21 protein-coding genes and 2 pseudogenes are annotated in these 26,529 nt (G+C 71.8%); 10 read left to right on the top strand and 13 right to left on the bottom strand.

Annotated elements, in window-relative coordinates; all coding sequences use genetic code 11:
* Positions 1–8: 8 nt before the first annotated feature.
* Positions 9–1,886: a cellulose binding domain-containing protein gene (locus KGA66_RS16985; RefSeq protein WP_211469115.1), complete on the bottom strand. Its 1,878-nt coding sequence runs from the start codon at positions 1,884–1,886 to the stop codon at positions 9–11.
* A gap of 479 nt (positions 1,887–2,365) precedes the next feature.
* On the opposite strand from KGA66_RS16985, the gene KGA66_RS16980 reads away from it, so the two are divergent.
* Positions 2,366–4,471, top strand: coding sequence for a cellulose binding domain-containing protein (locus KGA66_RS16980; RefSeq protein WP_211469114.1), 2,106 nt, complete (start codon positions 2,366–2,368; stop codon positions 4,469–4,471).
* Between the two features lie 143 nt (positions 4,472–4,614).
* On the opposite strand, the gene KGA66_RS16975 is transcribed toward KGA66_RS16980, so the two are convergent.
* Positions 4,615–5,679: an alpha/beta fold hydrolase gene (locus tag KGA66_RS16975; protein ID WP_211469113.1), complete on the bottom strand. Its 1,065-nt coding sequence runs from the start codon at positions 5,677–5,679 to the stop codon at positions 4,615–4,617.
* Between the two features lie 228 nt (positions 5,680–5,907).
* The gene (locus KGA66_RS16970) at positions 5,908–7,305 is read right to left on the bottom strand and encodes an NAD(P)/FAD-dependent oxidoreductase (RefSeq protein WP_211469112.1); all 1,398 of its coding nucleotides are present in this window, start codon (positions 7,303–7,305) and stop codon (positions 5,908–5,910) included.
* A 354-nt stretch (positions 7,306–7,659) separates the two neighbouring features.
* On the opposite strand from KGA66_RS16970, the gene KGA66_RS16965 reads away from it, so the two are divergent.
* On the top strand, positions 7,660–7,896 hold the full coding sequence (locus KGA66_RS16965) for a hypothetical protein (protein WP_211469111.1): 237 nt from the start codon (positions 7,660–7,662) through the stop codon (positions 7,894–7,896).
* A gap of 25 nt (positions 7,897–7,921) precedes the next feature.
* Here the strand turns inward: KGA66_RS16965 and KGA66_RS16960 are convergent, their stop codons facing one another.
* A complete protein-coding gene (locus KGA66_RS16960; protein ID WP_211469110.1) occupies positions 7,922–8,989 on the bottom strand; it encodes a LacI family DNA-binding transcriptional regulator in 1,068 nt (355 codons plus the stop codon).
* Between the two features lie 91 nt (positions 8,990–9,080).
* Between KGA66_RS16960 and KGA66_RS16955 the strand changes: the two genes are divergently transcribed.
* Complete coding sequence (locus KGA66_RS16955) at positions 9,081–9,653, top strand: hypothetical protein (RefSeq protein ID WP_211469109.1); 573 nt, start codon at positions 9,081–9,083, stop codon at positions 9,651–9,653.
* A 99-nt stretch (positions 9,654–9,752) separates the two neighbouring features.
* Here KGA66_RS16955 and KGA66_RS16950 read toward each other — a convergent pair whose 3' ends face one another.
* Positions 9,753–10,529, bottom strand: a complete 777-nt coding sequence (locus KGA66_RS16950; RefSeq protein ID WP_211469108.1) for an ABC transporter permease — start codon at positions 10,527–10,529, stop codon at positions 9,753–9,755.
* Complete coding sequence (locus KGA66_RS16945; RefSeq protein WP_211469125.1) at positions 10,526–11,566, bottom strand: ATP-binding cassette domain-containing protein; 1,041 nt, start codon at positions 11,564–11,566, stop codon at positions 10,526–10,528. Before KGA66_RS16945 ends, KGA66_RS16950 begins: the two co-directional genes overlap by 4 nt.
* A 192-nt stretch (positions 11,567–11,758) precedes the next feature.
* On the opposite strand from KGA66_RS16945, the gene KGA66_RS16940 reads away from it, so the two are divergent.
* Positions 11,759–12,187 carry a TIGR03667 family PPOX class F420-dependent oxidoreductase gene (locus tag KGA66_RS16940; protein ID WP_211469107.1) on the top strand — a complete coding sequence of 143 codons (429 nt, stop codon included), beginning with the start codon at positions 11,759–11,761 and terminating at the stop codon, positions 12,185–12,187.
* Positions 12,188–12,242: 55 nt separating this feature from the next.
* Here KGA66_RS16940 and KGA66_RS16935 read toward each other — a convergent pair whose 3' ends face one another.
* From KGA66_RS16935 to KGA66_RS16925, 3 genes are all read right to left on the bottom strand, one after another.
* The gene (locus KGA66_RS16935) at positions 12,243–14,438 is read right to left on the bottom strand and encodes a DUF2264 domain-containing protein (RefSeq protein WP_211469106.1); all 2,196 of its coding nucleotides are present in this window, start codon (positions 14,436–14,438) and stop codon (positions 12,243–12,245) included.
* A gap of 7 nt (positions 14,439–14,445) precedes the next feature.
* The gene (locus KGA66_RS16930; RefSeq protein WP_438822049.1) at positions 14,446–14,637 is read right to left on the bottom strand and encodes a ricin-type beta-trefoil lectin domain protein; all 192 of its coding nucleotides are present in this window, start codon (positions 14,635–14,637) and stop codon (positions 14,446–14,448) included.
* 105 nt (positions 14,638–14,742) lie between these two features.
* The gene (locus KGA66_RS16925) at positions 14,743–15,933 is read right to left on the bottom strand and encodes an ROK family transcriptional regulator (RefSeq protein WP_211469105.1); all 1,191 of its coding nucleotides are present in this window, start codon (positions 15,931–15,933) and stop codon (positions 14,743–14,745) included.
* Between the two features lie 223 nt (positions 15,934–16,156).
* On the opposite strand from KGA66_RS16925, the gene KGA66_RS16920 reads away from it, so the two are divergent.
* The 3 genes from KGA66_RS16920 to KGA66_RS16910 all read left to right on the top strand — a co-directional run bounded on the left by KGA66_RS16920 (position 16,157) and on the right by KGA66_RS16910 (position 18,703).
* Positions 16,157–17,209: an NAD-dependent epimerase/dehydratase family protein gene (locus KGA66_RS16920; protein ID WP_211469104.1), complete on the top strand. Its 1,053-nt coding sequence runs from the start codon at positions 16,157–16,159 to the stop codon at positions 17,207–17,209.
* A 21-nt stretch (positions 17,210–17,230) separates the two neighbouring features.
* Positions 17,231–18,139 carry a hypothetical protein gene (locus KGA66_RS16915; RefSeq protein WP_211469103.1) on the top strand — a complete coding sequence of 303 codons (909 nt, stop codon included), beginning with the start codon at positions 17,231–17,233 and terminating at the stop codon, positions 18,137–18,139.
* Positions 18,140–18,223: 84 nt separating this feature from the next.
* Positions 18,224–18,703: a hypothetical protein gene (locus KGA66_RS16910; protein WP_211469102.1), complete on the top strand. Its 480-nt coding sequence runs from the start codon at positions 18,224–18,226 to the stop codon at positions 18,701–18,703.
* A gap of 89 nt (positions 18,704–18,792) precedes the next feature.
* On the opposite strand, the gene KGA66_RS16905 is transcribed toward KGA66_RS16910, so the two are convergent.
* The 3 genes from KGA66_RS16905 to KGA66_RS16895 all read right to left on the bottom strand — a co-directional run bounded on the left by KGA66_RS16905 (position 18,793) and on the right by KGA66_RS16895 (position 21,437).
* Positions 18,793–19,359, bottom strand: a complete 567-nt coding sequence (locus tag KGA66_RS16905) for a DUF1697 domain-containing protein (RefSeq protein WP_211469101.1) — start codon at positions 19,357–19,359, stop codon at positions 18,793–18,795.
* A 72-nt stretch (positions 19,360–19,431) separates the two neighbouring features.
* The gene (locus KGA66_RS16900) at positions 19,432–20,613 is read right to left on the bottom strand and encodes a sensor histidine kinase (RefSeq protein ID WP_211469100.1); all 1,182 of its coding nucleotides are present in this window, start codon (positions 20,611–20,613) and stop codon (positions 19,432–19,434) included.
* Positions 20,610–21,437: a response regulator gene (locus KGA66_RS16895; RefSeq protein ID WP_211469099.1), complete on the bottom strand. Its 828-nt coding sequence runs from the start codon at positions 21,435–21,437 to the stop codon at positions 20,610–20,612. Before KGA66_RS16895 ends, KGA66_RS16900 begins: the two co-directional genes overlap by 4 nt.
* 1,983 nt (positions 21,438–23,420) lie before the next feature.
* Between KGA66_RS16895 and KGA66_RS32115 the strand changes: the two genes are divergently transcribed.
* Entirely contained in the window at positions 23,421–24,125 is a 705-nt protein-coding gene (locus KGA66_RS32115) for a glycosyltransferase family 2 protein (RefSeq protein ID WP_438822050.1), read from the top strand.
* Complete coding sequence (locus KGA66_RS16885; RefSeq protein WP_211469097.1) at positions 24,122–25,651, top strand: DUF2064 domain-containing protein; 1,530 nt, start codon at positions 24,122–24,124, stop codon at positions 25,649–25,651. The genes KGA66_RS32115 and KGA66_RS16885 overlap by 4 nt, the downstream gene beginning before the upstream one ends.
* Before the next feature lie 20 nt (positions 25,652–25,671).
* On the opposite strand, the pseudogene KGA66_RS16880 reads toward KGA66_RS16885, so the two are convergent.
* Positions 25,672–26,442, bottom strand: a pseudogene (locus KGA66_RS16880) (NAD(P)/FAD-dependent oxidoreductase); the annotation flags it as partial.
* Between KGA66_RS16880 and KGA66_RS32110 the strand changes: the two are divergent.
* A pseudogene (locus KGA66_RS32110) lies at positions 26,398–26,529 on the top strand (ANTAR domain-containing response regulator); the annotation flags it as partial. The pseudogenes KGA66_RS16880 and KGA66_RS32110 overlap by 45 nt on opposite strands.

Here is a 26,529-nt window from a genome sequence, read left to right as displayed (position 1 = left end):
GCGCGCGATCAGCCCAGCGCGCAGCTCGCGCCGTTGAGCGTGAACGCGGAGGGGTTGGCGTCGTTGCCGGTCCACGTGCCCTGGAAGCCGAACGAGACGTTCCCGCCGGGGGGGATGGTGGCGTCGTAGGACAGGTTCGCCGCGGTGACGGCCGAGCCGTTCTGCGTCACGTTGGCGTTCCAGGCGTTGGTCACCCTGGTGTCGCCGGGGAAGGTGAAGCCGAGAGTCCACCCGTTGACACTCGCGCCGCCGGTGTTGGTCACGGTGAGGTTCGCGGTCATCCCGCCCTGCCACTCGTTCTTGACGTAGCTGACCTTGCAGGTGCCCGAGCCGGTGCCGCCTGTGGGGCTGGCCGAGGCGCTCGGCGAGGACGACGGGGACGCGCTCGGCGACGAGGACGGCGACGAGGACGACGAGGCCGAGGGGCTGGGACTGCCGCCGCCGCCCGGATGCAACTGCACCACCACGATCGAGTAGGCGGGCACGGTCTGGCTGCCGGCGCTGCCGGCGGCGGCCGAACCGATGGCGGTGGCGTTCTTCAAGTACGAATACACCGTCGGCGTAGCCGAGGAGGGGGTGAACCCGCTGTAGGACAGCGAGACCGTGGCGGCGTTGTTCGGGTCCTTGTTGATGAGCATCACATCCACGTCGCCGTCGGCGCGCTTGACCGCGTGCGCGGAGATCAGCGAGGTGGAGCTGCTCGTCTGAACCAGCGAGTCACCCGCCGAGCCGAGCTTGGTGATCATCTCGGTACCGTAGTACGGCGGGAACGGGGTCTGCGCGGGCGGTTCGCAGGACGCACCGCTGGAGATCATGCCGCCGTCGTTGTAATCGGTCGCACCGTCCACCGTGGTCACCGCGCTGCAGTCGGTGCCGTTGCGCATGTCCCACCAGTCGAGGTTGAACGCGCCGTGTTCCATCCAGGTCAGGTACTCGTCCGGGGCGAACAGGCCGTTGGGCGCGGTGTCCTTGTAAGCGTTCGCGTTCGCCTCGGTCACCGCGATGCCGACGTTCGGCGCGTTGCTCCCGGTGTACTGGTTGATCAGCGAGTGCAGTGTGTTGGCCATGCCCGGGATCTCGGCCTGCGGCTTGCCCAGCAGGTTCGCCTCGCCGGTGCTGTTCGGGTAGTGGTGCACGATCACGAAGTCGATCTTCGGACCGGCGATGGACAGGACCGTGTGGTTCCAGTCCATCGAGTCGCCGGACCCGACGATTGCGTCCGGCCAGGATCCCGGCGTGGTCAGCACAGCGCCGATCTTGATCGTCGGGTCGACCGCCTTCATCGCGGAGACGTACTGCAGCAGGTTGTTCGCGTAGGTCGTGGCGCTGTGGCTGGTGTGGGTGTCGATCTCCCAGCTGGCGCCGTACTCGCCGTTGCCGTAGACCTCGTTGCCGATCTCCCAGTACTTCACCCCGTAGCCCTTGGTCACGTTCGCGTACTGAACCCACGCCGCGGCCTCCTGCGGCGTGCCGGAGCCGTAGTTCGCGGTGATGATCGCCTGCGCGCCGGCGGACTTGACGGTGCCCATGAAGGAGTCGAAGTCGGTGTTCGGCGCGACGTATCCGCCGCCCTGCATCGTGTTCGTCTGCCAGTGGTAGCCGTCCGAGTACGAGCCGCCCGGGTAGCGCACGACGCGGAAGCCGCCGGTGTTCAGCAGCCCAGCGCTGGCCGAGCTGTTCATGGCGCCGTCATAGACCGCGACGTTCGTCCCGACGCCGGTGGCCGGGATCTTCGCCAGCAACTGGCCCGCGTTGACGGACACTGACGCGCTCGTCGCCGCGGAGGCGGGCACGACGGTCACGGCAACCGCGCCCACGGCGACGAGCGGCATGGCCATGGCCAGAGCGACCAGGCGGCCGCGGCGCGGAAAGGAAAGTCTTCGCATGGGAACCTCCGAAGGTGGCACGGCTCGGTGAATCTCCGCGTGGATGGAAAATTTCTCGCCGAATCGCAGAATGTTTTCGCGCACGCTAGTGCCGCGTTGCCGCCCAGACCACCGCCGCCGGCCCACGCTTCACAAGGTGCAGGTCCACGGGTCGCCGCTGCCGGAAAGTTTCGAGTAGCCCGATCCCACGTGGGCTGACACGCGGTCGCGAAGGCCTCGACGGCCCGGAGCGGCGGTTCGCGGGAAGTTCATCATCGCGCGAAACTTTCGCGTCGCGCGGCTACAGCAACCGCGACAGCCTGCGACCGCCGCGCGCTCCCCACCTGCGCGGCGCGCCACCGCGTGGCAGTGCCCTGATGCATCAGGGCTCGGGTTTGCTTGACTGCGCCGACGCACCCTTCGCACCATGACAGCGCTCGGCTCACCTTCCGCTACCACCAGGTTTCCCGCGTATCAGCGGCGCAGAAAGCGAGAGATACATGCAGTTTTCGGTTTCGCGCGGCCATAGGCGACCGCTGTGGTCCGTCGCGGCCCTGGCGGCCGCGCTGGTCGGCGCGCCGGCCGGGACGGGCGGTACCGCGGCCCACGCGGCGACGGCGAGCGTGACCGTGACGGTGAACGCCGACGAAGGTCTCGGCACCGTCGGCGGCACGGCTTACGGCGCCAACCAGGCGGTTTGGGACGCGAACATGAACACCCCGGCGACCGCGAACCTGCTGGGCCAGGCCGGCGTCGGCATGATGCGCTATCCCGGCGGTTCATACGGGGACGGATTCCACTGGCAGACCGGCACCGTGTCCGGGGGCGGATACGTCGCTCCCGGCACCGGCTTCGACGCCTTCATGGGCACCGTCAAGACCATGGGCGCGCAGGCGATCCTCATCGCGAACTACGGCACCGGCACGCCGCAGGAGGCCGCCGACTGGGTGCGGTACGCGAACGTGACCAAGGGCTACGGGGTGAAGTACTGGGAGATCGGCAACGAGGTCTACGGCAACGGCTACTACGGCGCCGACTGGGAACTGGACGACCACGCCAGTAAGAGCCCGGCGGCCTACGCGAACAACGTGGTGCAGTACGCGCAGGCGATGAAGGCGGTCGATCCGAGCGTCAAGATCGGGGTGGTGCTCACCCTGCCGGACGGCTGGCCCGACGGCGTCGTCGCCTCCGGCGACAGCGGGGACTGGAACCAGGTGGTCCTGCCGATCGTGGGGCCGTACGTCGACTTCGCGATCCTGCACTACTACCCGAACGGCCCGACCTCCGCCGCCGACTCCCTACAGCAGACCCGGCAGCTGCCCGCCGAGCTGGCGCAGGTGCGCCAGGAGATCAACCAGTACGCCGGGAGCAACGCGCCGAACATCGGCATCGCGGTCACCGAGACCGAGAACACCTACCAGGCGGACACCCAGCCCGGCGCGCTGTACAACGCGGACGTCTACTTCACCGCGCTGGAGAACGGCGCCTTCACCGTGGACTACTGGGACACCCGCAACGGCATGGGCTCGGTCACCACCGCTCCCGACGGAGCCACCGACTACGGCGACGGCGGCCTGCTCTCCAGCGGCAACTGCAACAGCAGCAACGTCTGCGAGCCGCCGCTGAACACCCCGTTCCCCTCGTACTACGGCCTGCAGATGCTCAGCAAGGTCGCACGACCCGGGGACACGCTGATCAAGGCCGGCACGGACAACCCCCTGGTTTCCGCGCACGCCGCGCGCAACGCCGACGGCCGGCTCAGCGTCGAGCTGGTCAACAAGGACCCGAACACGTCCTACACGGTGAACCTCGACTACACCGGCTGGACGCCCAGCAGCGCCACCCCGACCGTGTACACCTACGGCGACGAGGCCACCTCGATCACCACCGCGCAGGTGGGCACGGCCGGCACCCAGGTCGTCCCGCCGTACTCGATCGTGACGCTCAAGCTCGACCCGTCGCCCGACAACCCGATCGACACCACGCTCACCGCTCCCGGCGGCCCGGCGGCGGGCCAGGTCGGCGCGAGCACCGCGACGATCTCCTGGCAGCCCTCCACCGGAGCGGACGTCACCCGCTACGAGATCTACCAGCAGCAGGGCACCAACAGCGTGCTGCTCGGCGAGTCCACCTCGACCTCCTTCACCGCGCAGAACCTGCTGCCCGGCACGACTTACACACTCAACGTGCTGGCCACCGACCAGAGGGGCTTCCTCTCGCGCCCCTCGCTGCCGGTCACCTTCATCACGGGCACACCTCACGACAGCACGTGCGCGGTGAGCTTCAACCACGCCACCGGCTGGGGCAGCGGCTACGTGGCGAACATCTCGGTGACCAACAACGGGCCCACCCCGATCACCGGCTGGACCCTCGCCTTCAGCTTCCCCACCACCACGCAGTCGGTCTCCAGCAGCACCTGGAACGCGAACTTCGCCGAGAACGGGCAGAACGTGATCGTGACGCCGGGCACGTACAACGGCTACCTCGCCGCGAACGGCGGCAACACGATCAGCTTCGGGTTCGTGGGAAACCAGAACGGGCCCGACCCCTCGCCCGCGTCGTTCACCCTCAACGGAACCGTCTGCGCCACCACATACACCTCCTGATATGCCCTGAACCGGGTTCGGGGCGGGCGGCCGCTTTCGTGCCGCGAGGAGACCGCATCGTCCCCGCGGCTTGGGTCTCGGCCCAGGCCGCGGGGACGCCTTGCGTGCTGAGTGTGTCCGCTCGGTTCGCGGCCGGGCCGGGCTCAGCCGCCGAGTACGGGCAACACGAAAGTGCAGCCGACCGGGATCTGATGCGCCGGATCCAGGGCGTTGAGCACGTCGTTGAGCGCGACCGGGTCGTAGATCACGGCCAGGTGGTCGGCGAAGTCGATCCCGCACTGGTTCTGCAGCGTGATGTTCGTGACCTGCGATCCGGCCAGGAACTGAGTGGAGTAAGGCGTGACGACCTCGTCGTACTTGGTCGCGATCACGGTGTAACGCACGCCCGGCACGGTGTCGCCGCCGGCGTTCAGGTGCGTCAGGAACGACGAACCGACGGCTTGCTCCGTGCACGCCGCGCACAGCGAACCGAGGAAGGACGAGCCGCCGGGGAAGGCGGCGAGCAGGCCGAACAGGCCGTCGAGGTTCGTACCGTGATTCGACGGCGAGAGGCCGACCAGCGCGTCCACCTTCGCCGCGCCGCCGAGGAAGTCCAGGTAGTAGCGCGGCATCATGCCGCCCTGCGAGTGGCCGACGATGTCGACCTTCGCGGCGCCGGTCGCGGCCAGAACCTGGTCGACGAAGGCGGCCAGTTCCCCGGCGCCCGCGGAGATCTCCTGGTAGCCCTGGAACAGGTTGCCCGGCGAGCCGCCGTAGTTGAGGGCGAACACGCAGTAGCCGTGGTCCGCCAGCAGCGGGGAGAGCGCCTGCCAGGAGTCCGTCATGTCGGCGAAGGTGCCGTGCACCAGGACGACAGGGTACGGATGCGCCGCAGAGGGCTTACACGAGAAGTCGTTGGAGCCGGGCGGGGCGGACCCGGGCGAGAGCAGTTCGGCGCCGATGCCGGCGGCGAAGCTGTACGGCACGGGGTAGGTGGCGGAAGCCGCGGCCGGCGACGCGGCGGAGGTGACGCCGGCGGCTGCCGCGAGCAGCACCGCCGTCAGGACACTGAGGAAGGTGCGCTGGGTGCGGCGCCGGGCGGCGTTGCGGCGGCCGGCGAAGCTGCCGGGCCTGTGCGCCGACTGGTCGGCGAGCCGGCGGTGAGCGACTGGGCGGTCAGGGGTCTGGCTGCCAGGGGTCTGCGATGGGCGTGGGTGGGCCGGAGCCATGGGTGTCCTCCGTGACAGGACGGGTAGTGCACGGAGCCGGTCGCGGCATTGCGACCGTCATAGCTACCGGCCGGTAGTGTTACTGGACGGTAAGTGAGCTCTGTCACAGTGGCAAGGGCTTTGCGCAGATATTAATCGGCGTCACGCGCGCTCTGCCCAGGTCAACCCCGTATGGCCGCCCCGCGCCGCCGCCCGTCCCGGCGGACCACCGGGAGCGCCGCGCCGGCGTCACTCGACGCCCGCGCGGCTCTCCGGCTCGATCAGCTCCTGCGCGGCACTCTTCTCCATCACGGTGCGCGCGAATACCTGCTGCGCCGTGACCGCGCGCTCCGCGCGGCCGCGGCCGACGAAGCTGACCGCCCAGTGCAACACCGTGGTCACCCGGTTCTTGAAACCCACCAGGTACATGAGGTGCACCACCAGCCACAGCAGCCACGCCGTGAAGCCGCTGAGCCTGAGCCTGCCGATGCTGGCCACGGCGTCGAACCTGGACACCGTCGCCATGCTGCCCTTGTCGTGGTAGTGGAACCTCTCCCCGGCCGGTTCGCCGTCCAAGCGCAGCATGATCTGCCGCGCGGCGTGCCGGCCGCTCTGGATCGCGACCTGGGCCACGCCCGGCAGGTTCAGCGCCATCAGGTCGCCGACCACGAACACGTTCGGATGGCCGGGCAGCGAACAGTCCGGGTTGACCTTCACCCGCCCGGCCCGGTCCACCTCGGCTCCGGCGCGCTCGGCGAGCAACCGGCCCAGCGGCGAGGCGGCCACGCCGGCGGCCCAGATCTTGGTCAGCGCATCGATCCGCTCGCGGCCGCCGTCCTCGGTCTTGATCTCGATGCCTCCGGCGTCCAGGCCGACCACCATCGCGCCGAGGCGGACCTCCACGCCGAGCCGGCGCAGCCGCTCGGCGGCCTTGGCGGAGAGCGGATCGCCGAAGGTGGGCAGCACCATCGGCGCGGCGTCGAGCAGGATGATGCGGGCCTCGCGCGTGTCGATCCGGCGGTACTCCCCCACCAGCGCCCGGTGCGCCAGCTCGGCGATCTGCCCGGCCATCTCGACACCGGTAGCGCCGGCTCCCACCACCACGAAGGTCAGTCGGCTGCGCTGCACCTCGGGGTCGGGCTCAAGTTCCGCGAGCTCGAACGCACCGAAGATGCGTCCGCGCAGTTCCAGGGCGTCGTCGATGCTCTTGAGGCCGGGAGCGAACTGCGCGAAGGCGTCGTTGCCGAAGTAGGACTGCGTCGCGCCGGTGGCGACGATCAGGCTGTCGTATTCGACGTGGAACAACTCGCCGGTGCCCGGCGCCCGGGCGGCGAGCCTGCGCGCGTTCAGATCGACGTCGAAGACCTCGCCGAGCAGCACGTCGGCGTTGCGCTGCCGGGCCAGGATCTCCCGGGTCGCCGGAGCGATCTCGCCCTGCGACAGGATGCCGGTGGCGACCTGGTACAGCAGCGGCTGGAAGAGATGGTGCGGGGTCGCGGCCACCATCGTGACCTGTACGTTCGCGTGGCTCAGCGCGCGGGTCGCGAACAACGCGCCGAAACCGGATCCGACGATCACGACGCGGTGCTTACCGCCGCCGCCGTCCCGGGCACCCCTCTCCGACGTGTGGCCGGTCTCCACCGTCATGCTCTGCCTCCCAGTTTTCCTCCGCGAGCGAGAACCCCGCCAGTGCTTCCACGCGTACCCTTCGCCATCAAACCCACACCGGGGCGCCGGCCGCGTCAAGTCAGGACCGCCATGTGGTCTTCCAGCCTTGATGGAAGTAGCCTCATTCGCTCGGCAGCCGGCCCAGGCGGCGCCGGACCACGCGCAGCGCACCGCACCGCACCGCACCGCACCGCAGCGCAGCGCACCGCGCCGCGAACTGGATTGCCCGGTCTGCTAGCCTCCCCATGAGGTGGTGCGTCCGGTGCGCGGTCGGCGCGGCGCCGGACCGGGGTCTCCACGAGGTCTCTGCGAGGGGGTGGCGCGGTGCACGCCGTGCTCACGAGCGAGGGCTTATCGCGTTTTCCGCTGCGCAGGCTGGGCCGCCATTCCACCGGGTCCGGTTTCGGGCACCGCATCTTCCACCATCTGGCCTGGCACGCCCTGTGGCGCTTCAGCCTGGGCTCGGTGGTGGTGTGGATCGTGGTCCTGGCGGTGGTGGCGGTCGTGGTGCGGGCGATCGTGCGGCGGCGGGCGGGCCGCTCGTGGTACGGCAAGTCCGAGCGGTTCTGACCGCTTTCGGCCCGTTCGGGCCGGCTCAGCGCGGCGCGGGCCCGGTGCTCGCCCGCATCACGAGCGTCGCCGGCACGGGTACCGCGCGCGGGGCGTACCCGGGCTCCTCCTCCAGGATCAGGCGCAGCGCGCGTTCGCCGATCTCCTCCAGCGGCAGGCGCACGGTGGTCAGCGCCGGGTGCAGATCAGCGGCCTGAGGCAGATCGTCGAACCCGATCACGGAGACCTCGGCGGGCACGGCCCGTCGCTCTTCGCGCAGCGCCGCCAGCGCGCCCGCCGCCATCAGGTCATTGAGAGCGAGGATCGCGGTCACCCCGGGGTTGCGGCGCAGCAGTTCCAGCGTCGCGGTGCGGCCGCCGGACCGGGTGAAGTCGGCCTCGACGACGTCGCGCTCGGCCAGGTCGGCGCCGAGCCCGCGCAGCGCCTCACGGATCCCGTCCAGCCGGTGCGCGACGGTCTCCAGCGCACGCGGCCCGCAGACCACGGCGATGCGCCGATGGCCCAGCTCCCACAGGTAGCGCGCCGCCTCGGCAGCGCCCTCGCGATGACCGGGGAGTACCGCGTCCGCGGGCACACCGTGCTGGCCGACGAGCGCGACCCGACCGCCCTGGCGCTCGAAACCCTCGATCTGCGCGGCGAGCCGGGAGGTGTAACCCGGGTCGGTGAAGCCGCTGCCGGCCAGCAGCACCGCGCGGGCACGCTGGGCGCGCAGCCGGGCCAGGTATTCGAGTTCGAGCTCGGGGTCGCGGAACGTGGCGGCGACCATCACCATCAGGTCGTGCGCCCGGGCCACGCGCATGGCCCCGGCGGCGATCGCTGAGAAGTAGGGGTCTGCCACGTCGTGCACCACGAGCCCGACCACCGAGCTGGACGCCCGGGCCAGCGCCTGGGCCGGGCCGTTGGAGACGTACCCGAGTTGCTGCGCGGCGGCGAACACCCGGGCGCGCAGCGCGTCGCCCACCGCCCGGCCGCCGGAACCGTGCAGCACCCGCGAGGCCGTGGCCAGCGACACCCCGGCGCGCTCGGCGACGCTGCTGAGCGTCACCGCGCCGGTCGTCGCCGCCGCGCCGGGCCTGGACCGCGCCTTGACCATGCCGGTTACTCTACCGCATGGGAAAGCGCTTTCCACAGGCTTGTGGACGAACCTCGGTCTGCACGGCGGGCGAGCGCGTAGCCTGAGCCTGGTGAGCGAGTTCTACGAGGCCCGCATCCGCGCCGAGTGGCCGGACTGGACTTTCGGCGCGCACCAGGCCGCGGCGCGGGCCGCGGCGGCCGAGCAACTTGTCGCGCTGCGGCGGCGCTACCCCGATCTGCCCGAGGAGGACCTGGCCGCGCTCGCCGTGTCGTGGCGGCCGGACTCCGTCTCAGGACCTTACTTCGCGTTCACGGCGGCGCCCGCCGACCGGGCGGCGGACGGGACCGACCGGCACAACGGCGGTGAGCCCGGCCTGGTCGCGGTGAGCGCCGTGTTCGTCAAGGCCCTGCTGCTGGAGCTGGCGGGCGAGGCCCCGGCCGCGCTGGCCGCGCTGCTGGACCGCTGGGCCGAGCAACGGCGCAACTCCTACCTGGCCGGCGGCCGCGCCGTCCCGGCGCGCAGCCCGCGGGTGGTGCTGTTGCTGCCCCGCGACGAGAGCCGTTGGCCGGCCCTCTCGTGGGCGGGCCTGTCGGCGCTGGACCTGCAGGCCCCCGAGTTCGACGGCGCGCTGCTGCGCTGGGACGCCGGCTGCTCCCTCTGGCTCGCCGTGCCGCTGCCGTGAACCGGCGCCGTGAGCTGTGAACCGGCGCCGATCGGGCCACGTCCGAGCGCGGACAACCGGCGCCGATCGCGCGGGCCCGGCGGGCGGCGATCGCGCGGCTCAGCCGCTTTCGATCTGGAACCGGCGCACGCCCACCATGACGCACACGAACGCGAGCCCGAGGCTGACCAGGACGCCCCACAGCACCGTCGAGTTCGCGTAGACGCCGAGGAACACCTCGCGCATGGCGTCGACGATGTAGCGGAACGGGTTGATGCGCGAGAGGTCGTAAAGCCAGGTCGGCGCGGACTGGCGGCTGATCGGCAGCAGGATGCCCGAGAGCAGCAGCACCGGGACGGCGACCGAGTTGAGCAGCGGCGCCAGTGCGTCCTCGCTCTTGAGCGCGAGGCCGACCGCGTATGACAGCGAGGACATGCTGATCGCCAGCACCGCGATGAACGCGAGCGCGAACAGGACGCCGCCGAGCGGGGCGCGCAGGCCCATGACCAGGCCGGTGAGAATCAGCACGGTGGACTGCACCAGCAGCGCGATCACGTCGCGCAGCACCCGCCCGAACAGCAGCGCGAACCGGCTGACCGGGGTGACCCGCATCCGCTCGATCACCCCCGCGCGCCACTCCGCGATGATGGCGAAGCCCACGAACAGCGAGCCGAACAGGCCGAGTTGAACCAGCAATCCGGGCACGAAGATGCGCCAGGCCACGTCCGCGGGCGCGCCGGGGGCACTGACGAAGTGCTTGACCAGCGGGCCGAACAGGGCCAGGTACAGGATCGGCTGGGTGATGCCGATGATCAGCCACGCCGGGTTGCGCAGGGCAAGGCGCAGCTGCCGGCGGAAGATCAGCTCCGTGTCGCGCAGGACACTGACGGCGTTCATCGGGCGCTCCCGGTCGTGTCGGTCTCGGCTCGGCGCTGGTCGGAGCCGGCCTGCAGGGTCGGATCCGGCGGCGCGGCGGTTCCGGAGCTGTCGTCGCGCAGCGAGCGTCCGGTGAGGGTGAGGAACACGTCGTCCAGGGTCGGGTGCGCCAACTGGATCGAGGCGATCGGCACGTTCGCCGCGTCGAGGGCGCGCATGATGCCCATCAGCCGCTGCGCGCCGGAGTCGACGGTCAGACGCAGCGCCTTGGCGTGCAGCGCCGCGTCGCGCACGCCGTCGAGCTCGCGCAGTGCGTCCAGAGCGGATCGGGTGTCACGTTCCGCCTGCAACTCGACCGTGACCAAGTCGCCGGAGATGCGGTGCTTGAGCTCCTCGGGGGTGCCCTCCGCGACGATGCGCCCCGAGTCGATGATCAGGATCCGGTCGCACAGCGCGTCGGCCTCGTCCAGATAGTGCGTCGTCAGGAACACCGTGGTGCCCAGTTCGTCGCGCAGCTTGCGCACGTGCGTCCACAGGTTCGCCCGGCTCTGCGGGTCCAGGCCGGTGGTCGGCTCGTCGAGGAACACCAGCCGCGGCGCGTGCACGAGACCCAGCGCGATGTCCAGCCGCCGCTTCTGACCCCCGGACAGGGTTTTGACCAGCCGCTGCTCCAAGCCGTCCAGGTCCAGCTGTGCCAGCAGCGTCGCGCAGCGCGTGCGCGCCTCGGCCGCGCCGAGCCGGTAGAGCTGCGCCTGGGTGATCAGTTCCTCGGCGACCGTGCACGCCCCGTCGGTGCCGCCGGCCTGCGCCACGTAACCGATCCGCCTGCGTACCTCGGCGGGTTCGCGCCGCAGGTCCGCCCCGGCCACCACCGCGGTACCGCCGGTGGGGTCGAGCAGGGTGGTCAGCATCCGCAGCGAGGTGGTCTTGCCCGCGCCGTTGGGTCCGAGGAAGCCGACGATCTCCCCGCGCCGCACGGTCACGTCGAGGCCGCGCACCGCCTCCACGCTTCCCCGCTTGTTCTTGAACGTCTTCGCCAGCCCGCGCGCCTCGATCATCGCGTCTTCGGCGTGCGACGGCTCGGCCGGACGGCCGGGCGCGTCGAGCGCGGGCGCGGCGGCGTTTGGCGAGTCCGCCATCGGAAGCCTCCTGGATCGGGTGTGGTGAAGACAAGCTACGGCACCTCACCGACAAGCGCGTTCCAGCCAGTCGCCGGGCCGTCCCGCGGCCGGCGTCATAGGCTGCCGTCCATGACGAACGACGTGCTCCCCGACTCCTCGACGACATTCGGCAGGCGCGTGCGCGAACGGCTTGCCGAGGAGGTCGTGCTCTGGCTCACCACGGTCGGCGCGGACGGTACACCGCAGCCCAACCCGGTCTGGTTCCTGTGGGAGGGCGAGGACACGATCCTCGTCTACAACCGGACCGGCGCGAACCGGATCGCGCACGTCAAGGAGCGCCCGCGGGTGTCGCTGAACTTCGACGGGAACGGCAGCGGCGGGGACATCGTGGTGCTTACCGGTACCGCGGAACTGCTGGACGGCTTCCCGCTCGCGAGCGAGCACGAGCCTTACATGCAGAAGTACGCCGAGCACGCAGCGCGGGCATTCGGCCAAGCGGACGACTTCGCGTCAAAGTATCCGGTCGCGATGCGCATCCGGATCACACGCGTGCGGTAAGCGGCATCGCCCGCGCACCTGGTGCGCGCCGTGGTCAGGTGCGGCAACGATGCGCTCAGGTGGGGAACGGCAGTTCGTCCCTATGGCCGTCAGGCCATTGCACAATGACACGCACGCCATCTGATACTTCGTCCGCTTCGGGCCCGTGTGCCGCGTCGGGCCCGTGTGCCACGGCGCGGTCCTCCCCGTGCACCTCAAGCGAGAAACCGTGGGCCGCCCGCGGCCCGGCGAGCGTCCCGGAAAGCACGACCAGCACCGCATAGATGCGTCCGTACTCGATCGGCCGCACCGTCTCCGCCTGCGGAATCGCACTGTACCTGCCAAGCGGATTCGTGCCCTGAGATATCAGGCAGCCGCTGAACAGGTCGCCGCGCAGCCCGGCGACCGTGGTGCCCAGGCCGTCCGGGCGCACCGCCCACGCGACCGGGCCGGCGACATGCGGCCGCGCGATCGCGTCCAAGCCCAGCGCCCAGCCGCCGAACCGCAGCTTGAACGGCCCGTCCGCGGTCGGCCACTGGTCGCCGAGACCGGCAGAGCCCGGATCGGCACGCGACGCGGTTGCCGGTTCGGCCCGGGCCAGGCGCACCTCCCACGGGCCGTGCAGCAGCGAGGCGGTGGTCAGCCACGGACCGGCCTCGAAAAGGTGGTCGGCGTGCTGCTGGCGCGGGTCGTTCGGGATCGGCCGCCGGTCGCGCCACCAGTGCGCACGGTGCCGCGAAAGCGCCCGGCCGACGCCGACGGCCACGGTCAGCGCCGGGGAGCGGTGCGAGATCCGGCCGTCCGCGGTGACCAGGCCGATGTGTGAGTCCACCGGTTCGAGGCTGCCGTACTCCGGCGCGACATGGGTGGCGTAGGCGTGTCGGCCGCATCCGGGCACGTCGACACCGAACCGGCCGCCGGCCGCGTGGTCGGCGCCGTGCTGGGCAACGCGCACGATCCCGTCTTGCTTCGTCCCCGACACGGTCCAGCCGAGCTTGGGCAGCGCGAAGGAGATGTCGTGCCTCTCGATCGGCAGCGCCTCCTCCGCCGCCGTCCACACCGGATGCTCGGCAGGGAGTACGAGACCTGCGAAGCCCTTGCCCGCCCAGTACGGCGCACCGCCGCCCGAGTCCTGCTCGCGCAGCGGCTCGAAGGCGCGGTGCCAGCCGACCGGCAGCAGTCCGGACTCGTCGAAGCAGCCCGACGCGGCGAAGTGGTTCGCCACCGAACTGGTCAGCCGGCGGGTACGGCCGGGGGTCAGCGGGGTCGCGTCGAAAAGCACTCCCGCCCAGAACGGCGCGAGCATCGCGAAACGGTAGCTCAGCGACCGGCCGTGGATCAGGGGTCTGCCGACGCCGCCGACCGGGCCGCGACCGCCCGGGCCGGCGCCGGCGCCGATCAGGTGCTGGGCGTCGAGCAGGTAGCGGCGCAGGCGCTCCCGGTAGCGCTCCAGCAGGCCGGGCTCGGCCGCATCGCCCGAGATGCGGCAGTACCACAGCGGATAGAAGTGCATGGCCCAGCCGGTGTAGTAGTCGACGCACCGCGGTTCCCCGGGCGCGCTCTCGCCGTCCGAGTACCAGCCGTCGCCGACGTACCACTCCTCGGTCCGCGCGAGAGCGTGCTCGATGTCCTCCCGCCGCCAAGGGCCGCCGACCGAGCGCAGGAACGCCTGCGTCACGGCGCGCGACCAGGTCCTGTTGTCTTCCGGGGACTCGGTTCCCAGCGCCCCGCTCATCCAGCGCACCAGGTTGCCGCGGGCGCGCTCGCCGAGCCGGTCCCAGATCCACGGCCGGCACTCGTGCAGGGCGATCGCCATCAGGGCGCATTCGACCCTCGCTCGCGCGCAGCGCTCGAGTTCGGGCCAGCGCTGCGCCGAGTCGGGGTCCGTGCCCGACGCGAGCCCGGCCGCGTACCACTCGGCGAGGCCGTCCGGATCCCGCTCGCCCCCTCGGGCGAGGCGGAAACCGGCCAGCAGGAAGGTGCGGGCGAAGGCTTGCAGCCCGTCGCCGCGACGCCCGGCCCGGCTCTCCGGTCCGGGCAGGTGGATCAGCGCGTGGTCCGGGGTGGCGTAGGGGCGAACGGCGGCCAGGGCGCGGTCGGCCAGCCTCTCCCAGTCGGCGCGGGTCCAGCCGATCGCGGGCGGGCAGGTGCGGTCCGGGGGCGTGGCCGCGCGGCGCGCGTCGTTCGCCGCAGTGCCTGCCGTGCCTGCCGTGCCCGCAGTACCCGCCGAGCCCGCGGCAGCGGCGCCGCGCGCCTCCCCGGACCGCGCCACTAGGCGCTCATCCTCGCGACCACAGCTGGTTGCCCCCTCCGTTGCGGGTCCACAGTGTCCACAGGTCCACCGGGGATCCGGACGCCGTCTTCTGACCGACGACGTCAAGGCAGAGCCCGGATTCGCTGTTCGTCATCGAACCGTCCGGATGCAGCTCCCAGCGCTGGTCGCCGCCGCCGTTGCACGTGTATATGTCCACGATCGTACCTGCGGTCCTGCCCTGCTGGTAGGCGTCGAGGCACTCGGAGCCGAGCTCCGTGCCTGGGCCGGGAGCAGCACCGCCGCCGTCAGCGCCGGCCGCGGCCTACGCCTTGCCCGGGGCCAGCGCCCCTTCCAGCGCGAACGTCGCAGCACCCAGACTCACCGCGTTGGTCGCGATCGGGCACAGCATTATGCGGGTGTGCTCCAGCGGCCGCGGCAGCGCATGCTCGGCCACTGCTTCGCGCATACCCGACAGCAGCGCGGTGCCGAGCCGGGCGGCCACCCAGCTGCTGAGCACGATCACCTGCGGGTTGAGCAGGTTCACCAGGTTGCCGACGGCCACACCAAGGTAGCGCGCGGTGCGCTTGACCGTCTCGAGCGCGGCCGCGTCCTCCTTCGCCAGCGCGTCGGCCAGCGCGCCGATCGCAGTGGCCTGATCCAGCTGCAGGATCGCGCTGTCCGGGTCGACCTCACGCAGGGTGTTGAGAATGCCGGGCGCTCCGACGTACGCCTCGACGCAGCCCATCGCGCCGCAGTGGCACACCCGTCCGTCGAGGACCAGCGTGGTGTGCCCCCACTCCCCCGCCGTGTTCGAGAAGCCCCGGTAGAGCGAACCGCCCACCGCGATACCCGCGCCGACCCCGGTGCCGAGGTTCACCACGATCACGTCGTCGCAGCCGCGCGCCGCGCCGAACCACAACTCCGCGACCGTGCAGGCCATCAGCGGGTTGTCCAGGTACACCGGGAAGTCCAGCGCGCCGGCCAGCAGGTCGCGCAGCGGCACGTCGCGCCAGTTCCAGTTGGGCGCGAAGACGGAAAGCCCGCCTTCCCGCTCGACCTGCCCCGGCATGCTGACCCCGGCGCCGAGCACCAGCCGGATGTCCACTCCGGCCTGGTCCAGCACCGCGCGCACCCCGGAGGTGATGTGCCCCACCACCTGCTCGGGCCGGTTCTCGCTCTCGGAGAGCGGCTCCTCGGCGCGGGCCAGCAGGCGCAGCGCAAGGTCGAACAGTTCCACGTGAATGTACGTCTCGGCCACATCCACCCCGATCAGCGCCCCGCCGTCGGCCCGCATCGCCACCAGGCCGCGCGGCCGCCCGCCGTCCGAGTCCTCGAAACCGACCTCGACCAGCACGCCGCGCTCCAGCAGTTCGCCGACCAGGTTCGCGACCGTGGCCAGGCTCAGGCCGGTGGCCGCGGCCAACTCCTGTCTGGACACGGGGGAGCGCGCGATCACGTAGCGCAGCAGCTCGTTGCGGTTGCCCCTGCGAATGTCCCGCGACGTGCGCTTCACCAACTGTTCGCCCCCTTGTCGACCGCGCTTACGGACTGGCTTCCCAGCAGTACGAATGCTGAGAGCTTAACCCGGTTGACGCACCTCTATCGCTGTTACCGGCAGAAACTCCCGCACACACCCTTCGACACGCCGAGCCGACGGCGTGTCGTGTTCCTTACGAAGCCGTGACGCCCGGGCGCGCAGGCTGCCCGGGCGGTCGGCCTGCGCCTAGCGTGGCGGCATGAGGGTACTGGTCACCGGCGCTGCCGGGTTCATCGGATCGCACGTGGTCGAATCGCTGTTGGACGCCGGGCACGACGCGTTGGCTTATGACGCGCTGCTGCCGGCCGTGCATCCGGAGCCGGAGCGTTCGCGCGACCGGATCCCGGCCGACGTGGAGTTCGTCCAGGCCGACGTGCGCGACCCCGACGCGCTCGGCCGGGCGCTACGCGGCGTCGACGCGGTGTGCCACCAGGCCGCGATGGTAGGTCTCGGGCTCGACCTCGACGACGCGCCGCACTACGCGGGCTGCAACGACCTGGGCACGGCCGTCTTGCTGGCGGCGATGGCGCGCGCCGACGTGCCGCGGCTCGCGTTGGCATCCTCGATGGTCGTTTACGGCGAGGGCCGCTACGACTGCGCCGAGCACGGCCGCGTGGAGCCGGGACCGCGCGTCGTGGCGGACCTCGCGGCCGGGAGATTCGAGCCGCCCTGCCCGCATTGCGGCAGGCCCCTGACACCGGGCATGGTCGACGAGGACGCGCGAGTCGATCCGCGCAACGTCTACGCCGCGACCAAGGCGGCACAGGAGTACCTGGCCACCTCGTGGGCGCGCGCCACCGAGGGCGCGGTCGCGATGCTGCGCTACCACAACGTGTACGGCCCGCGGATGCCGCGCGACACGCCGTACGCCGGCGTCGCGGCGATCTTCCGGTCCGAGCTGCGGGCCGGACGCCCGCCGCGCGTCTTCGAGGACGGAGGGCAGCGCCGCGACTTCGTGCACGTACGCGACATCGCCGCGGCGAACGTCGCAGCGCTCGAATGGACCGGGAAGGCGGATCCCGGCGCGGGCCGGGCGTTCAACGTCGGCAGCGGCACGCCGCGCACCGTCGGTGAACTGGCGGCCGCCCTGGCGTCCGCGCTGGGCGGACCGGAACCGGTGGTCACCGGGCAGTACCGGCTCGGCGACGTGCGGCACGTGACCGCCTCCAACCGGCGGCTGCGCGAGGAACTGGGCTGGCAGCCCGCGGTGAGTTTCGCCGATGGTCTCGCTCAGTTCGTTGTCCCGGCGTGAGGCGCGCACGATGCTGAGGACATGCGTACACGTATTCAGCCTCGCCGCCCGCGCGGGTCGCTGCGCGCCACCGCCTGCCTGATCGCGACCGGTGCGGCGGTCGTGAGCCTGGCCGCGACCGCCGCCCCGGCCCGGGCCGCTACGGGGATATCCGGCTGGACCCAGACCGGCCATTACCTGGAGAGCAGCCTGACCGCGGCCCAAGGGCCGGCCACCGTCGATCCGCGCGCAGGCTCGCCCTACCAGCTCTACCGCGGCGACGCGTCGATCCCTCTCAGTGTGCTGATCGAGGGGTGGAGCCACGTCGGCGACCCGGATTCGGCGAACGGCTACGTCTTCGACGCCTACCAGAGCGGTGCGTCGTCCCCGACCTCGAAGATGTTCCGGGTGACGACGCCCTCCGGATCAACCTACGAATACACGCACGACCTGCTGCCGGGCGAGGAGTACAACAACTCCTTCGTCACCGTCTCCCCGGACACCCGGTGGATGGTCGCAGGCGAGTGGGACACCATGTCGCACCTGCAGGTCTACCCGACGCCGATCCTCAACCCGCAGACCTCGGCGACCGGCGGCAGCCTCGCACTGTCCGGGTACATCCAGCTCGACCATCAGGTCGCCGACGTTCAGGGCTGCGACTTCGTCACCGCGACGAAGCTGATCTGCTCCTCGGACGACACCAGCCGCTCGCTGTTCCCCGACGCCAAGCCGCTGCTTGAGGTGGACCTGCCGCAGGCGCTGACCGGCGTCGGCAGCACCGGCCACGTCACCGACCTCGGGCCGATCCCGCAGCCGAACAGCATCTGCTCCGGCGGCTTCGAGGCCGAGGGCCTGGATTACGATCCGGCCGCCGGCATCCTGCGGGTCGAGGTCGTCCAGCCGGGCGTGTGCGCGGTGGTCACGACGGTGTACGAGTACCGGGCCGGGTAACCTCCCGAGGCCACTCACCCGGATGGGCCCGGGCCACTCGTGGGCCCATCCGGGTGAGCGCGGCCGAGCGGCCGCGCCGAGCCCTTGCGCGCGCTGGACATCGAGAGCAGTGTCCGTCTCAAGGACTTGCCGACAGCTTTCGGGGCGAGAGCCCGCGCCGAATACGGGCTCGCGCGATGCCGCCGACTCGTCGTCATCATCATCGCCATCGTTGTCGCATTCGGCGCCTTCGGCGCGGTCCGGCAGGGCGATGCCCAGGAGGGAGCGCTTCCCATGCGCACGATGCTCGTGGTGGAACTCGACACCGAAGCGGGAAACAAGCAGATCGCCGATCACTCCATGGCCAAGACGATGGAGGAGGTGCTCGGTACGCTCAAGCCGGAGGCGGCCTACTTCCACGCGCTGCACGGCCACCGCGCAATGACCCTGGTCGTCGACGCGCCCGACGAAGCCTCGCTGGCGACCATGGCCGAGCCGTTCTGGCTCCAGATGAACGCCAGCGTCGAGGCGTTTCCCTGCATGAACGCCGATGACCTGCGCACCGGCCTGGGGCGCCTGGGCTGACCCGGTCCCCCGCATTCAGCCGCCGAGCTGATCGGTGCTGATCCGTGCTTTTGGTGCTGATCGGTGCTTTTGGTGCTGATCGGTGCCGATCAGTCGTCGGCGCCGGTCAACTGCGCCAGCGCCTTGACGGTGTTCCAGTTGCGGCCGGTAGCCTGCACCCCCCGAAGGCGGCCGGCCGGCTTGGACAGCGCGGCCGCCAACTGTGAACGCCCCATGCCGTCGGGCAGGTACAGGTACATGACCTGATCACCCAGGCGGAACTCCTCCGGGAGGAAGGCCGCCTGGTCGATGTCCGCATAACGCTCGGCCGTGACGGGCGCCGAGTAGAACACGGCGTGCAGGTGCTTGCCGGCGACCTCGTCCGCGGGGAACGGGCACGCCTCGATCACAGCACGCAGATACGACCCCGTGCGCACGATGCAGGGAACCTCGAAACCGAACCGCTGCGCGAGGGACGTCGAGATCTTCGCGGCGATCGCGTCCTGGGCCGCGCCGCCACCGGAATCGTGCGCGGTGAACACGGCGTTCCCGCTCGCCAGGTACGTGCGCACGTCGCCGTATCCGAGGCCGGTGAGCAGGTCGCGCAGGTCCGCCATCGGGACCTTGCGTTTTCCGACGTTGACCGCTGCGAGCAGCGCCGCGTACGTGTTGACCATGGCTCAAGTGTATAAAGCGGCACTGACAAGCCGGGGCGACAGCCCGCCCACCGGCTGTGGGCTTCGCGGCCCCTACCCGACCGGCACCGGCAGCCGCACCTCGAAGCGGCAACCGCCCGCCACGTTGCGCACGTCCACCTCGCCGGCGTGCGCCTCGACGATGCCCCGCACGATCGCCAGGCCGAGTCCCGCACCGGCGAGCGGTTCCGGGGTGCGGGCCGCGGTGCCTCGCCATGCGACCTCGAAGACGCGGTCCAGGTCCTCGTCGGGGATGCCGCCGCACGCGTCGACCACGGCGAGCACCGCGTGACCGTCCCGCTCGATCGCCTCGACCCGGACCGCGCCGTCGCTCGGCGTGTGCCGGATGGCGTTGGCCACCAGGTTGGTCAGGGCGCGGGAGAGTTCGCGCGGGTCGACCCGCACGGCCAGCGGGGTGCGCACGTCCGCCTCAAGGGCCACGCCGCAGGCCCTGGCCAGCGGATCGGCGCCGACCACCGCCTCGTCGACCAGATCGGTCAGCGGCACCCGCTCCAGCGTGAGCCTCAGCGCGCCGGCGTGGATCCGGGACATCTCGAACAGGTCGTCCACCATGCCGGCCAGCCGGTCCACCGACATGCGGATCTGGGTGTGGTACCGCAGCGGGTCCGTGGCAACGCCGTCCTCGAGCGCTTCGGCCATCGCGCGCAGACCGGCCAGCGGGGTGCGCAGGTCGTGCGACACCCATGCGACCAGTTCCCGCCGGGAGCGCTCCAGTGCGCGCTCGCGCTCGCGGGACTCGGCCAGCCGGGCGCCGGTGGTGGTCAGCTCGCGGCGCAGGTCGTCGAGTTCCGCGGTGGCGAGGGCCACGGGCGCCGGACGGTCGGCGAGCGCCGGGCCGGGCGCGGCGTGACGGCCGCCGGCCCGGACCGAGTACTCGAATTCGTGCTCTTCGTCACCCAGTGCGCGCATCGCGTTGCGCAGCGCGCGGCTGTCCGCGGTGACGCTGCGGGCCAGCGGTATCGCCATGGCGAGGGCCACCAGGCCGGCGGCGATGCAGACCACGAGCGCCACGCCGAAGTCGTGCTGGGACAGGAACATCGCCTGCGCGGCGGCGAGCACCCCGGCGACCATCGCCAGCACGGTGAACATCGCGACCGCGAACAGTTTCAGGCGCATCGAGCGCCCGCGCAGCAGCCGCAGCGCGAGCAGCCCGAGCACGCCTACGCCGATCGCGCTGCCGCCACCGATCAGGATGATCAGGACGAGATCGCTCACTGGTGCGCTCCGGGGGGCGAGGACGGGAATGTCTGGTCGGGTACGCCGGCGGTGCCGGTCGTGTCGGCCTGACCACGTCGGGCGTCCCGCGGCGGTTCACCGTCGGGCGCCGCCGCCTGCTGCGCCTCGGGAGGATCGAGCCGATAGCCGACGCCCCAGACCGTGACCAGCAGCCGCGGCTCGGCGGGGTCCTGCTCGATCTTCTCGCGCAGCCGGCGCACGTGGACGGTGACCGTGGACTGGTCGCCGTAGTCCCAGCCCCACACCAGCTGCATCAGCTCGGCCCGGGTGAACGCCTGGCCGGGGTGCGCGAGCAGGAACGCGAGCAGGTCGAACTCGCGGCCGGTGAGCGAGAGCGGGACGCCGCCTCGGCTGGCCTGGTGACCGGTGACGTCGACTTCGAGCTCGCCGACGCGGCGTATGTCAGAAGCCTGGTTCTGGGTGTTCGCGGTGTGCCGGGCGCGGCGCAGCACCGAGTTCGCGCGCAGGGACAGCTCGCGGGGGCTGAACGGCTTGGTGACGTAGTCGTCGGCGCCCAGTTCCAGGCCGAGGATACGGTCGTGTTCCTCGCCGCGGGCGGTCAGCATGATCACCGGTACCGGGCCCAGCCTGCGGATGCGCCGGTAGACCTCGAAGCCGTCGAAGCCGGGCAGCATCAGGTCCAACACGATCAGATCCGGCCGCTTGAGGTGCGCGGAGGCGACCGCGCTGGGCCCGTCGGCGGCCAGGCGCACCCGGTGGCCGCACCGCCGCAGGTAGGCGGCGACGACCTCGGACACCGTGGGGTCGTCGTCGACGACGAGCACGTCAGCGCTTGCTTCCATCCCGCCACTCTAGGCCGCCCGCACGCGGCCGGTACCGGTCGGCGGCGTGCGGTTCTCCAGTCCGTAAGAACTGCCGCAGGCACCGGCGCCGGCCCGATTACGGAGCTCTTACGGTCACGGCCGCGGGCGCGCCGAAGGGCTTGCGGGCTGCCACGGTGGATCGCTATGAGCTCCGCAAGATCTACTGCGCCGGGCCCGGCCGGGCCGCAGCGCACCGGCGCCCACACCGGCATTCCGGCGCCGCGCGCCGGGCGCAAATCGGACCAGGGCCAGGCGATCGGCGCGCCTTCGGGCACACCCGAGCGCGCGCGGACACCCGCAAGAGCGGCGGAATCCGGCGCCCAGTCGGTCCCGACCGCGCAGACCGCACCGCTCCCGCAGCCCGCACCGCCCGGTACCCGCCCGGTCCTGGACCGCACCGCGCTCCTGCATACCGCCGCGGTCGCCGTAGCGGTCGCCGCGCTCGTGGTCTGCCTCGCCGAGCGCGTGCACCTGCCTCCGGCACGCGGCTCGGTCTGGCCGACGAATCTGCTGTTCGGCGCCGCGTGGCTGGCCTTCGCCGCCGCGGTGTACCTGCTGCGCAAGGTGCCACCGCGCGCCGCGGTCGCGCTGATCCTGCTCGGCGGCCTCGCGGCGGCGATCGCCTGCGCCTCGGCGCCCGAACGCACCAGCGACGACCTGTACCGCTACGTCTGGGACGGCCGGGTACAGGCCGCCGGGATCGACCCGTACGACTATGTTCCCGCCGCGCCGCAACTGGCCGCGCTTCGCGATCCCTCGCTCTGGCCGGCCGGGCAGACCCACTGGTGCGTCGGCCCGGGCGCGGTCGATCCGGACGGCGGGCGGCTGGTGCCGGGCTGCTCGCTGATCAACCGGCCTGCCGTGCACACGATCTACCCGCCGGTCGCGCAGAGCTACTTCCTGGCCGTGCACGCGCTCTCGCCGCCAGGCAGCCGGTACAAGCCGATTCAGCTCGCCGGCGTGGCCCTCGCCCTGGCCACCACGATCGCCCTGCTGCTCGGCCTGCGCGCGCTGGGCCGGGATCCGCGGGGGGCCGCCGTGTGGGCGTGGTGCCCGCTGGTCGCCTTCGAGACCGGCAACGGAGCGCATGTGGACGTCTTGGCCGCGTTCCTGACCGCGGCCGCGCTGCCGCTGCTGGCGATCGCGGCCCGCGGCGCGCCCGAAGGCAGGTCGGCCACGCGCCGCCATCTGCTCGGCGCGCTGCTGCTCGGCCTGGCCGTCGGGGCGAAGCTGACCCCTGCGATGGCGCTGCCTGCGGTGTTGCGGCGCAGGCCGGTCCTGATCGCGGCGGCGGTCGCGGGGACCTGCGCCGCCGTGTACCTGCCGCACGTGATCGCGGTCGGCGGCAAGGTCATCGGCTTCATCCCCGGTTATCTGCACGAGCAGGGCTACGCGGGCGGCGGCGGGTTCATGCTGCTGAGCACTGTGCTGCCGGACGCGTGGTCGGGAGCCGTGGCCGCGCTCATCACCGGGGCGGCCGGGCTGGCGGTGCTGTTGCGCGGCGATCCGCGCCGGCCGTGGCGCGGAACCCTGGCGATCGCGGGCGTGACCATGTTCGTCAGCACCCCGGTCTTCCAGTGGTACGCGATCCTGCTGGTCGTCCTCGTCGTGCTGGACGGGCGGCTGGAGTGGCTCGCCCTCGCGCTGGCGGTGTTCGTCTCGCAGATCGCGCAGCCGCTCGGACTCGACCTCGTCGATTCCCTGCGCATCGGGTACGGGTTCGCGCTGCTCGTCGTCCTGGGCGCGACCGCGGCGCGCACACGGCGGCGGCGCCGTGCGCGCGTCGAGGCGGCCATCGCCTCTTCCCTCGCCGCCGCGCCCGCTGTCGCACTGCCCGCCCTCTCCGGGTCCGCTGTCTCAGGGTCCGCTGTCTCAGGGTCCGCTGTCTCAGGGTCCGCTGTCTCAGGGGCCGGTGTCTCAGGGTCCGGTGTCGCGGCGCACGCCATATCAGAATCCTCATCCATCTTGTCGCCCACACCGTCACCCACCGTCCGGGAGCCTGCCGTGCCGCTCGTCGATGTCGTTCTGCCCTGCCTGAATGAAGAAGGAGCGCTGCCTTTCGTCCTCGGGCGCCTTCCGGAGGGATACCGCGCGATCGTCGTGGACAACGGCTCCACCGACGGCTCCGCGCGGCTGGCCGCCGAACTCGGCGCGCTGGTGGTGACCGAGCAGCGGCGCGGGTTCGGCGCGGCCTGCCACGCCGGGCTGAGTGCGGCGAGCGCGCCGGCGGTCTGCTTCTGTGACTGCGACGGCTCGCTCGATCCGCGCCAACTGCCCCGGGTCGCCGGGCCGGTACTGGCCGGTGAGTCAGACCTCGTACTCGGTCGGCGCCGTCCGGTGGGCGCCGGGGCCTGGCCGCCGCACGCGCGCTTCGCCAATCAGGTGCTCGCCTTCCGGCTGCGCCGCGCGGGCGTACAGGTGCGGGACCTCGGCCCGATGCGCGCCGCGCGCCGCGAGGCGCTGCTCGGCCTCGCCGTCGCGGATCGCCGCTCCGGCTATCCGCTGGAGACGGTGCTGGCGGCCGCGCGCGCCGGCTGGCGCATCGACGAGACAGTCGTCGACTACGCGCCGCGCACCGGCAAGTCGAAGGTCACCGGGACGCTCACCGGCACGCTGCAGGCGGTGCGGGACATGAACCGGGTGTGGCGGGAGGCCACGAGCCGATGAGCACCCTGATCGTCATCGCCAAGGAGCCGGTCGCGGGCCGGGTCAAGACCCGGCTGTGCCCGCCGTTCACCGCCGCGCAGGCCGCCGCGCTGGCCCGGGCCGCGCTGCTGGACACACTCGACGCGGTCCGCGGCGCCCGGGCCGACCACCGCCTGCTGGTCCTGGACGGAGTGGCAGGAGACTGGCTGCCGCGCGCGCTGCGGGACGGCTTCACGATCGTGCCGCAGGTCCCGGGGACGCTGGACGTTCGGCTGGCGGCGGCCTTCGCCGAGGCGGCGCGGCGGGATCGGGGGCCCGCGCTGCTGGTCGGCATGGACACCCCGCAGCTTTCGGCGCCGACGCTGAACAAGGGTCTGCTGGCACTCGGCGCGGGCCTGGCCGGCGCAGCCACGGCCGGCTCCTACGCCGACGCGGACGCCGTGTTCGGCCCGGCGCAGGACGGCGGATTCTGGGCGTTGGGCCTGCGCGAGCCGGGCCACCCGCGGGTGAACGGTCTGCTGATCGGCGTGCCGATGTCGCGCGAGGACACCGGTAGGCACCAGCACGACCGGCTGGCCGCGGCCGAACTGCGCATCAGTATCCTGCCGACGCTGCGCGACGTGGACTACGAGCCCGACGCCCGCGCGGCCGCGGCAGAGGCGCCGGGGTCTCGTTTCGCCGGTTTGCTCGCCCGCATCGTCACGGGCGAGGACGAATCAGGGCCGCACGAACCTGACCTGATCGAATCGCACCTCAATCAACCCGACCTGAACGCACCGGACCCGCTCGAACCGGGCCTGACCGGGCCACGCGCCGGATCGACCGCACGCCCCGCCGCACCTCTCGGCGACCAGTATGCGGCCACGAGCTGGAGCGGACCGGTCTCCTCAGGATACGAACGCGCTCTGTGGCAGACGATCGCGCAGACGCCGCGCCGCTCGTCGGCCGCCTCCTGCGCCGCGCCGGCCCACCCCGAGCCGATCATGCTGCGCTGCGAGAGCGGCGCGGTATTCCATCTCGACGTGGCCAAGTACGCCGCCGCGCCCGACGAGACGGACAGCTCGCTGCTGGACCGCTGCACCGGTCCCACCCTCGACATCGGCTGCGGACCCGGCCGGCTGGCCGCGGAACTGGCCCGGCGCGGCGTCCCGTCGCTCGGCGTGGACGTCACCCCGGTCGCGTTGCTGATCGCCCGCGCCGCCGGGGCGACCGCGCTGCGCCGCTCCGTGTTCGACCGGCTGCCCGGGGAGGGCCGCTGGCCGTACGCGCTGCTGATCGACGGCAACATCGGGATCGGCGGCGACCCGGACGCACTCCTCGCACGTATCAAGACCCTGCTTTGTCCGCGCGGCGGGCGGCTGCTCGTGGAGACCGCCGCGGGAGAGCAGGACGAACGGCACGAGTTGCGGCTCGGTGAGCACGGCGCGCCGGTGCCCTGGGCCACCGTCGGGCGCGGCGCGCTGCTGGAGCTGGCCCGGCCGCTCGGATACCGGCTTGAGACGAACTGGGAGTCGGCCGGGCGCAGATTCACGGCCCTGGCCACCTGACCGAGCGCAGCGGTCTCGCGCTACGAGCCGGGTACGAGCGATTCGAGCGGCGTGCCCGGGTCGGCGAGCCGATCGGTGTCCACGGCCTGCCCGGACTCGATCAGGGCACGGATCTGGTCGCCCACATCCCACACGTTCACGTTCATCCCGGCCAGCACGCGCCCGCCGTCGAGCCAGAACGCGACGAACTGGCCGCTCGCCTGGTCCCCGCGCACGACGACGCGGTCGTAGCCGCCGGGTTCGACGTAGCCGAGATACTCCATGCCCAGCTCGTACTGGTCGGTGAAGAAGTACGGCAGCCGGTCGTACTGCGCGTCTTCGCCGAGCATCGCCGCGGCGGCCACCTGCGGCTGGTTGAGCGCGTTGGCCCAGTGCTCGACCCGGATCGGCTTGCCGTACCGCGGATGGAAGGCGCGCGCGACGTCGCCGAGAGCGAAGATGTCCGGGTCCGCGGTGCGCAGTGAGGCGTCGACCAGCACCCCGTCCGCGACGGCCAGGTCGGCGTCCTGCGCGAGCTGCGTGTTGGGATCGACGCCGATCGCGACGAGCACGGCGTCGGCCGGCAGCACCGAGCCGTCGCCCAGCCGGACACCGGTCGCGTAACCGCCCTCGGTGGTGATCTCGTCGACCACCTCGCCGAAGCGGAACTGCACGCCGTGGCCGCGATGCAGCGCGGCGAAGTGTTCGGCCAGCTCCGGGCCGAGCACCCGAAGCAGCGGAAGCCGCGCCGTCTCCACCACGACGGTCTCGACGCCCGCTTCGAGACCCGCAAGCTGGTCGACCGCGCCAAGGGCCTGCTTCAGGTACAGCTCGGGATGACCGAGCCCGAGGCGTTCCGCTGGATACAGAAGACGTCGATGGACCGGCGGCTGACGATG

The sequence above is a fragment of the Actinocrinis puniceicyclus genome, assembly GCF_018283645.1.
GTDB lineage: Bacteria > Actinomycetota > Actinomycetes > Streptomycetales > Catenulisporaceae > Actinocrinis > Actinocrinis puniceicyclus.
The sequence above is the reverse complement of the archived record's forward strand: the minus strand, read 5'-3'. Positions and strand labels throughout refer to the sequence as shown.

Coding starts and splice junctions, on each gene's coding strand:
- KGA66_RS16980 (WP_211469114.1), top strand. CDS start 2,366: ATGCAGTTTTCGGTTTCGCGCGGCCATAGGCGACCGCTGTGGTCCGTC.
- KGA66_RS16895 (WP_211469099.1), bottom strand. CDS start 21,437: ATGGAAGCAAGCGCTGACGTGCTCGTCGTCGACGACGACCCCACGGTG.
- KGA66_RS16950 (WP_211469108.1), bottom strand. CDS start 10,529: ATGAACGCCGTCAGTGTCCTGCGCGACACGGAGCTGATCTTCCGCCGG.
- KGA66_RS16970 (WP_211469112.1), bottom strand. CDS start 7,305: ATGACGGTGGAGACCGGCCACACGTCGGAGAGGGGTGCCCGGGACGGC.
- KGA66_RS16940 (WP_211469107.1), top strand. CDS start 11,759: ATGACGAACGACGTGCTCCCCGACTCCTCGACGACATTCGGCAGGCGC.
- KGA66_RS16915 (WP_211469103.1), top strand. CDS start 17,231: ATGCGTACACGTATTCAGCCTCGCCGCCCGCGCGGGTCGCTGCGCGCC.
- KGA66_RS16885 (WP_211469097.1), top strand. CDS start 24,122: ATGAGCACCCTGATCGTCATCGCCAAGGAGCCGGTCGCGGGCCGGGTC.
- KGA66_RS16985 (WP_211469115.1), bottom strand. CDS start 1,886: ATGCGAAGACTTTCCTTTCCGCGCCGCGGCCGCCTGGTCGCTCTGGCC.
- KGA66_RS16920 (WP_211469104.1), top strand. CDS start 16,157: ATGAGGGTACTGGTCACCGGCGCTGCCGGGTTCATCGGATCGCACGTG.
- KGA66_RS16945 (WP_211469125.1), bottom strand. CDS start 11,566: ATGATCGAGGCGCGCGGGCTGGCGAAGACGTTCAAGAACAAGCGGGGA.
- KGA66_RS16960 (WP_211469110.1), bottom strand. CDS start 8,989: ATGGTCAAGGCGCGGTCCAGGCCCGGCGCGGCGGCGACGACCGGCGCG.
- KGA66_RS16975 (WP_211469113.1), bottom strand. CDS start 5,679: ATGGCTCCGGCCCACCCACGCCCATCGCAGACCCCTGGCAGCCAGACC.
- KGA66_RS16905 (WP_211469101.1), bottom strand. CDS start 19,359: ATGGTCAACACGTACGCGGCGCTGCTCGCAGCGGTCAACGTCGGAAAA.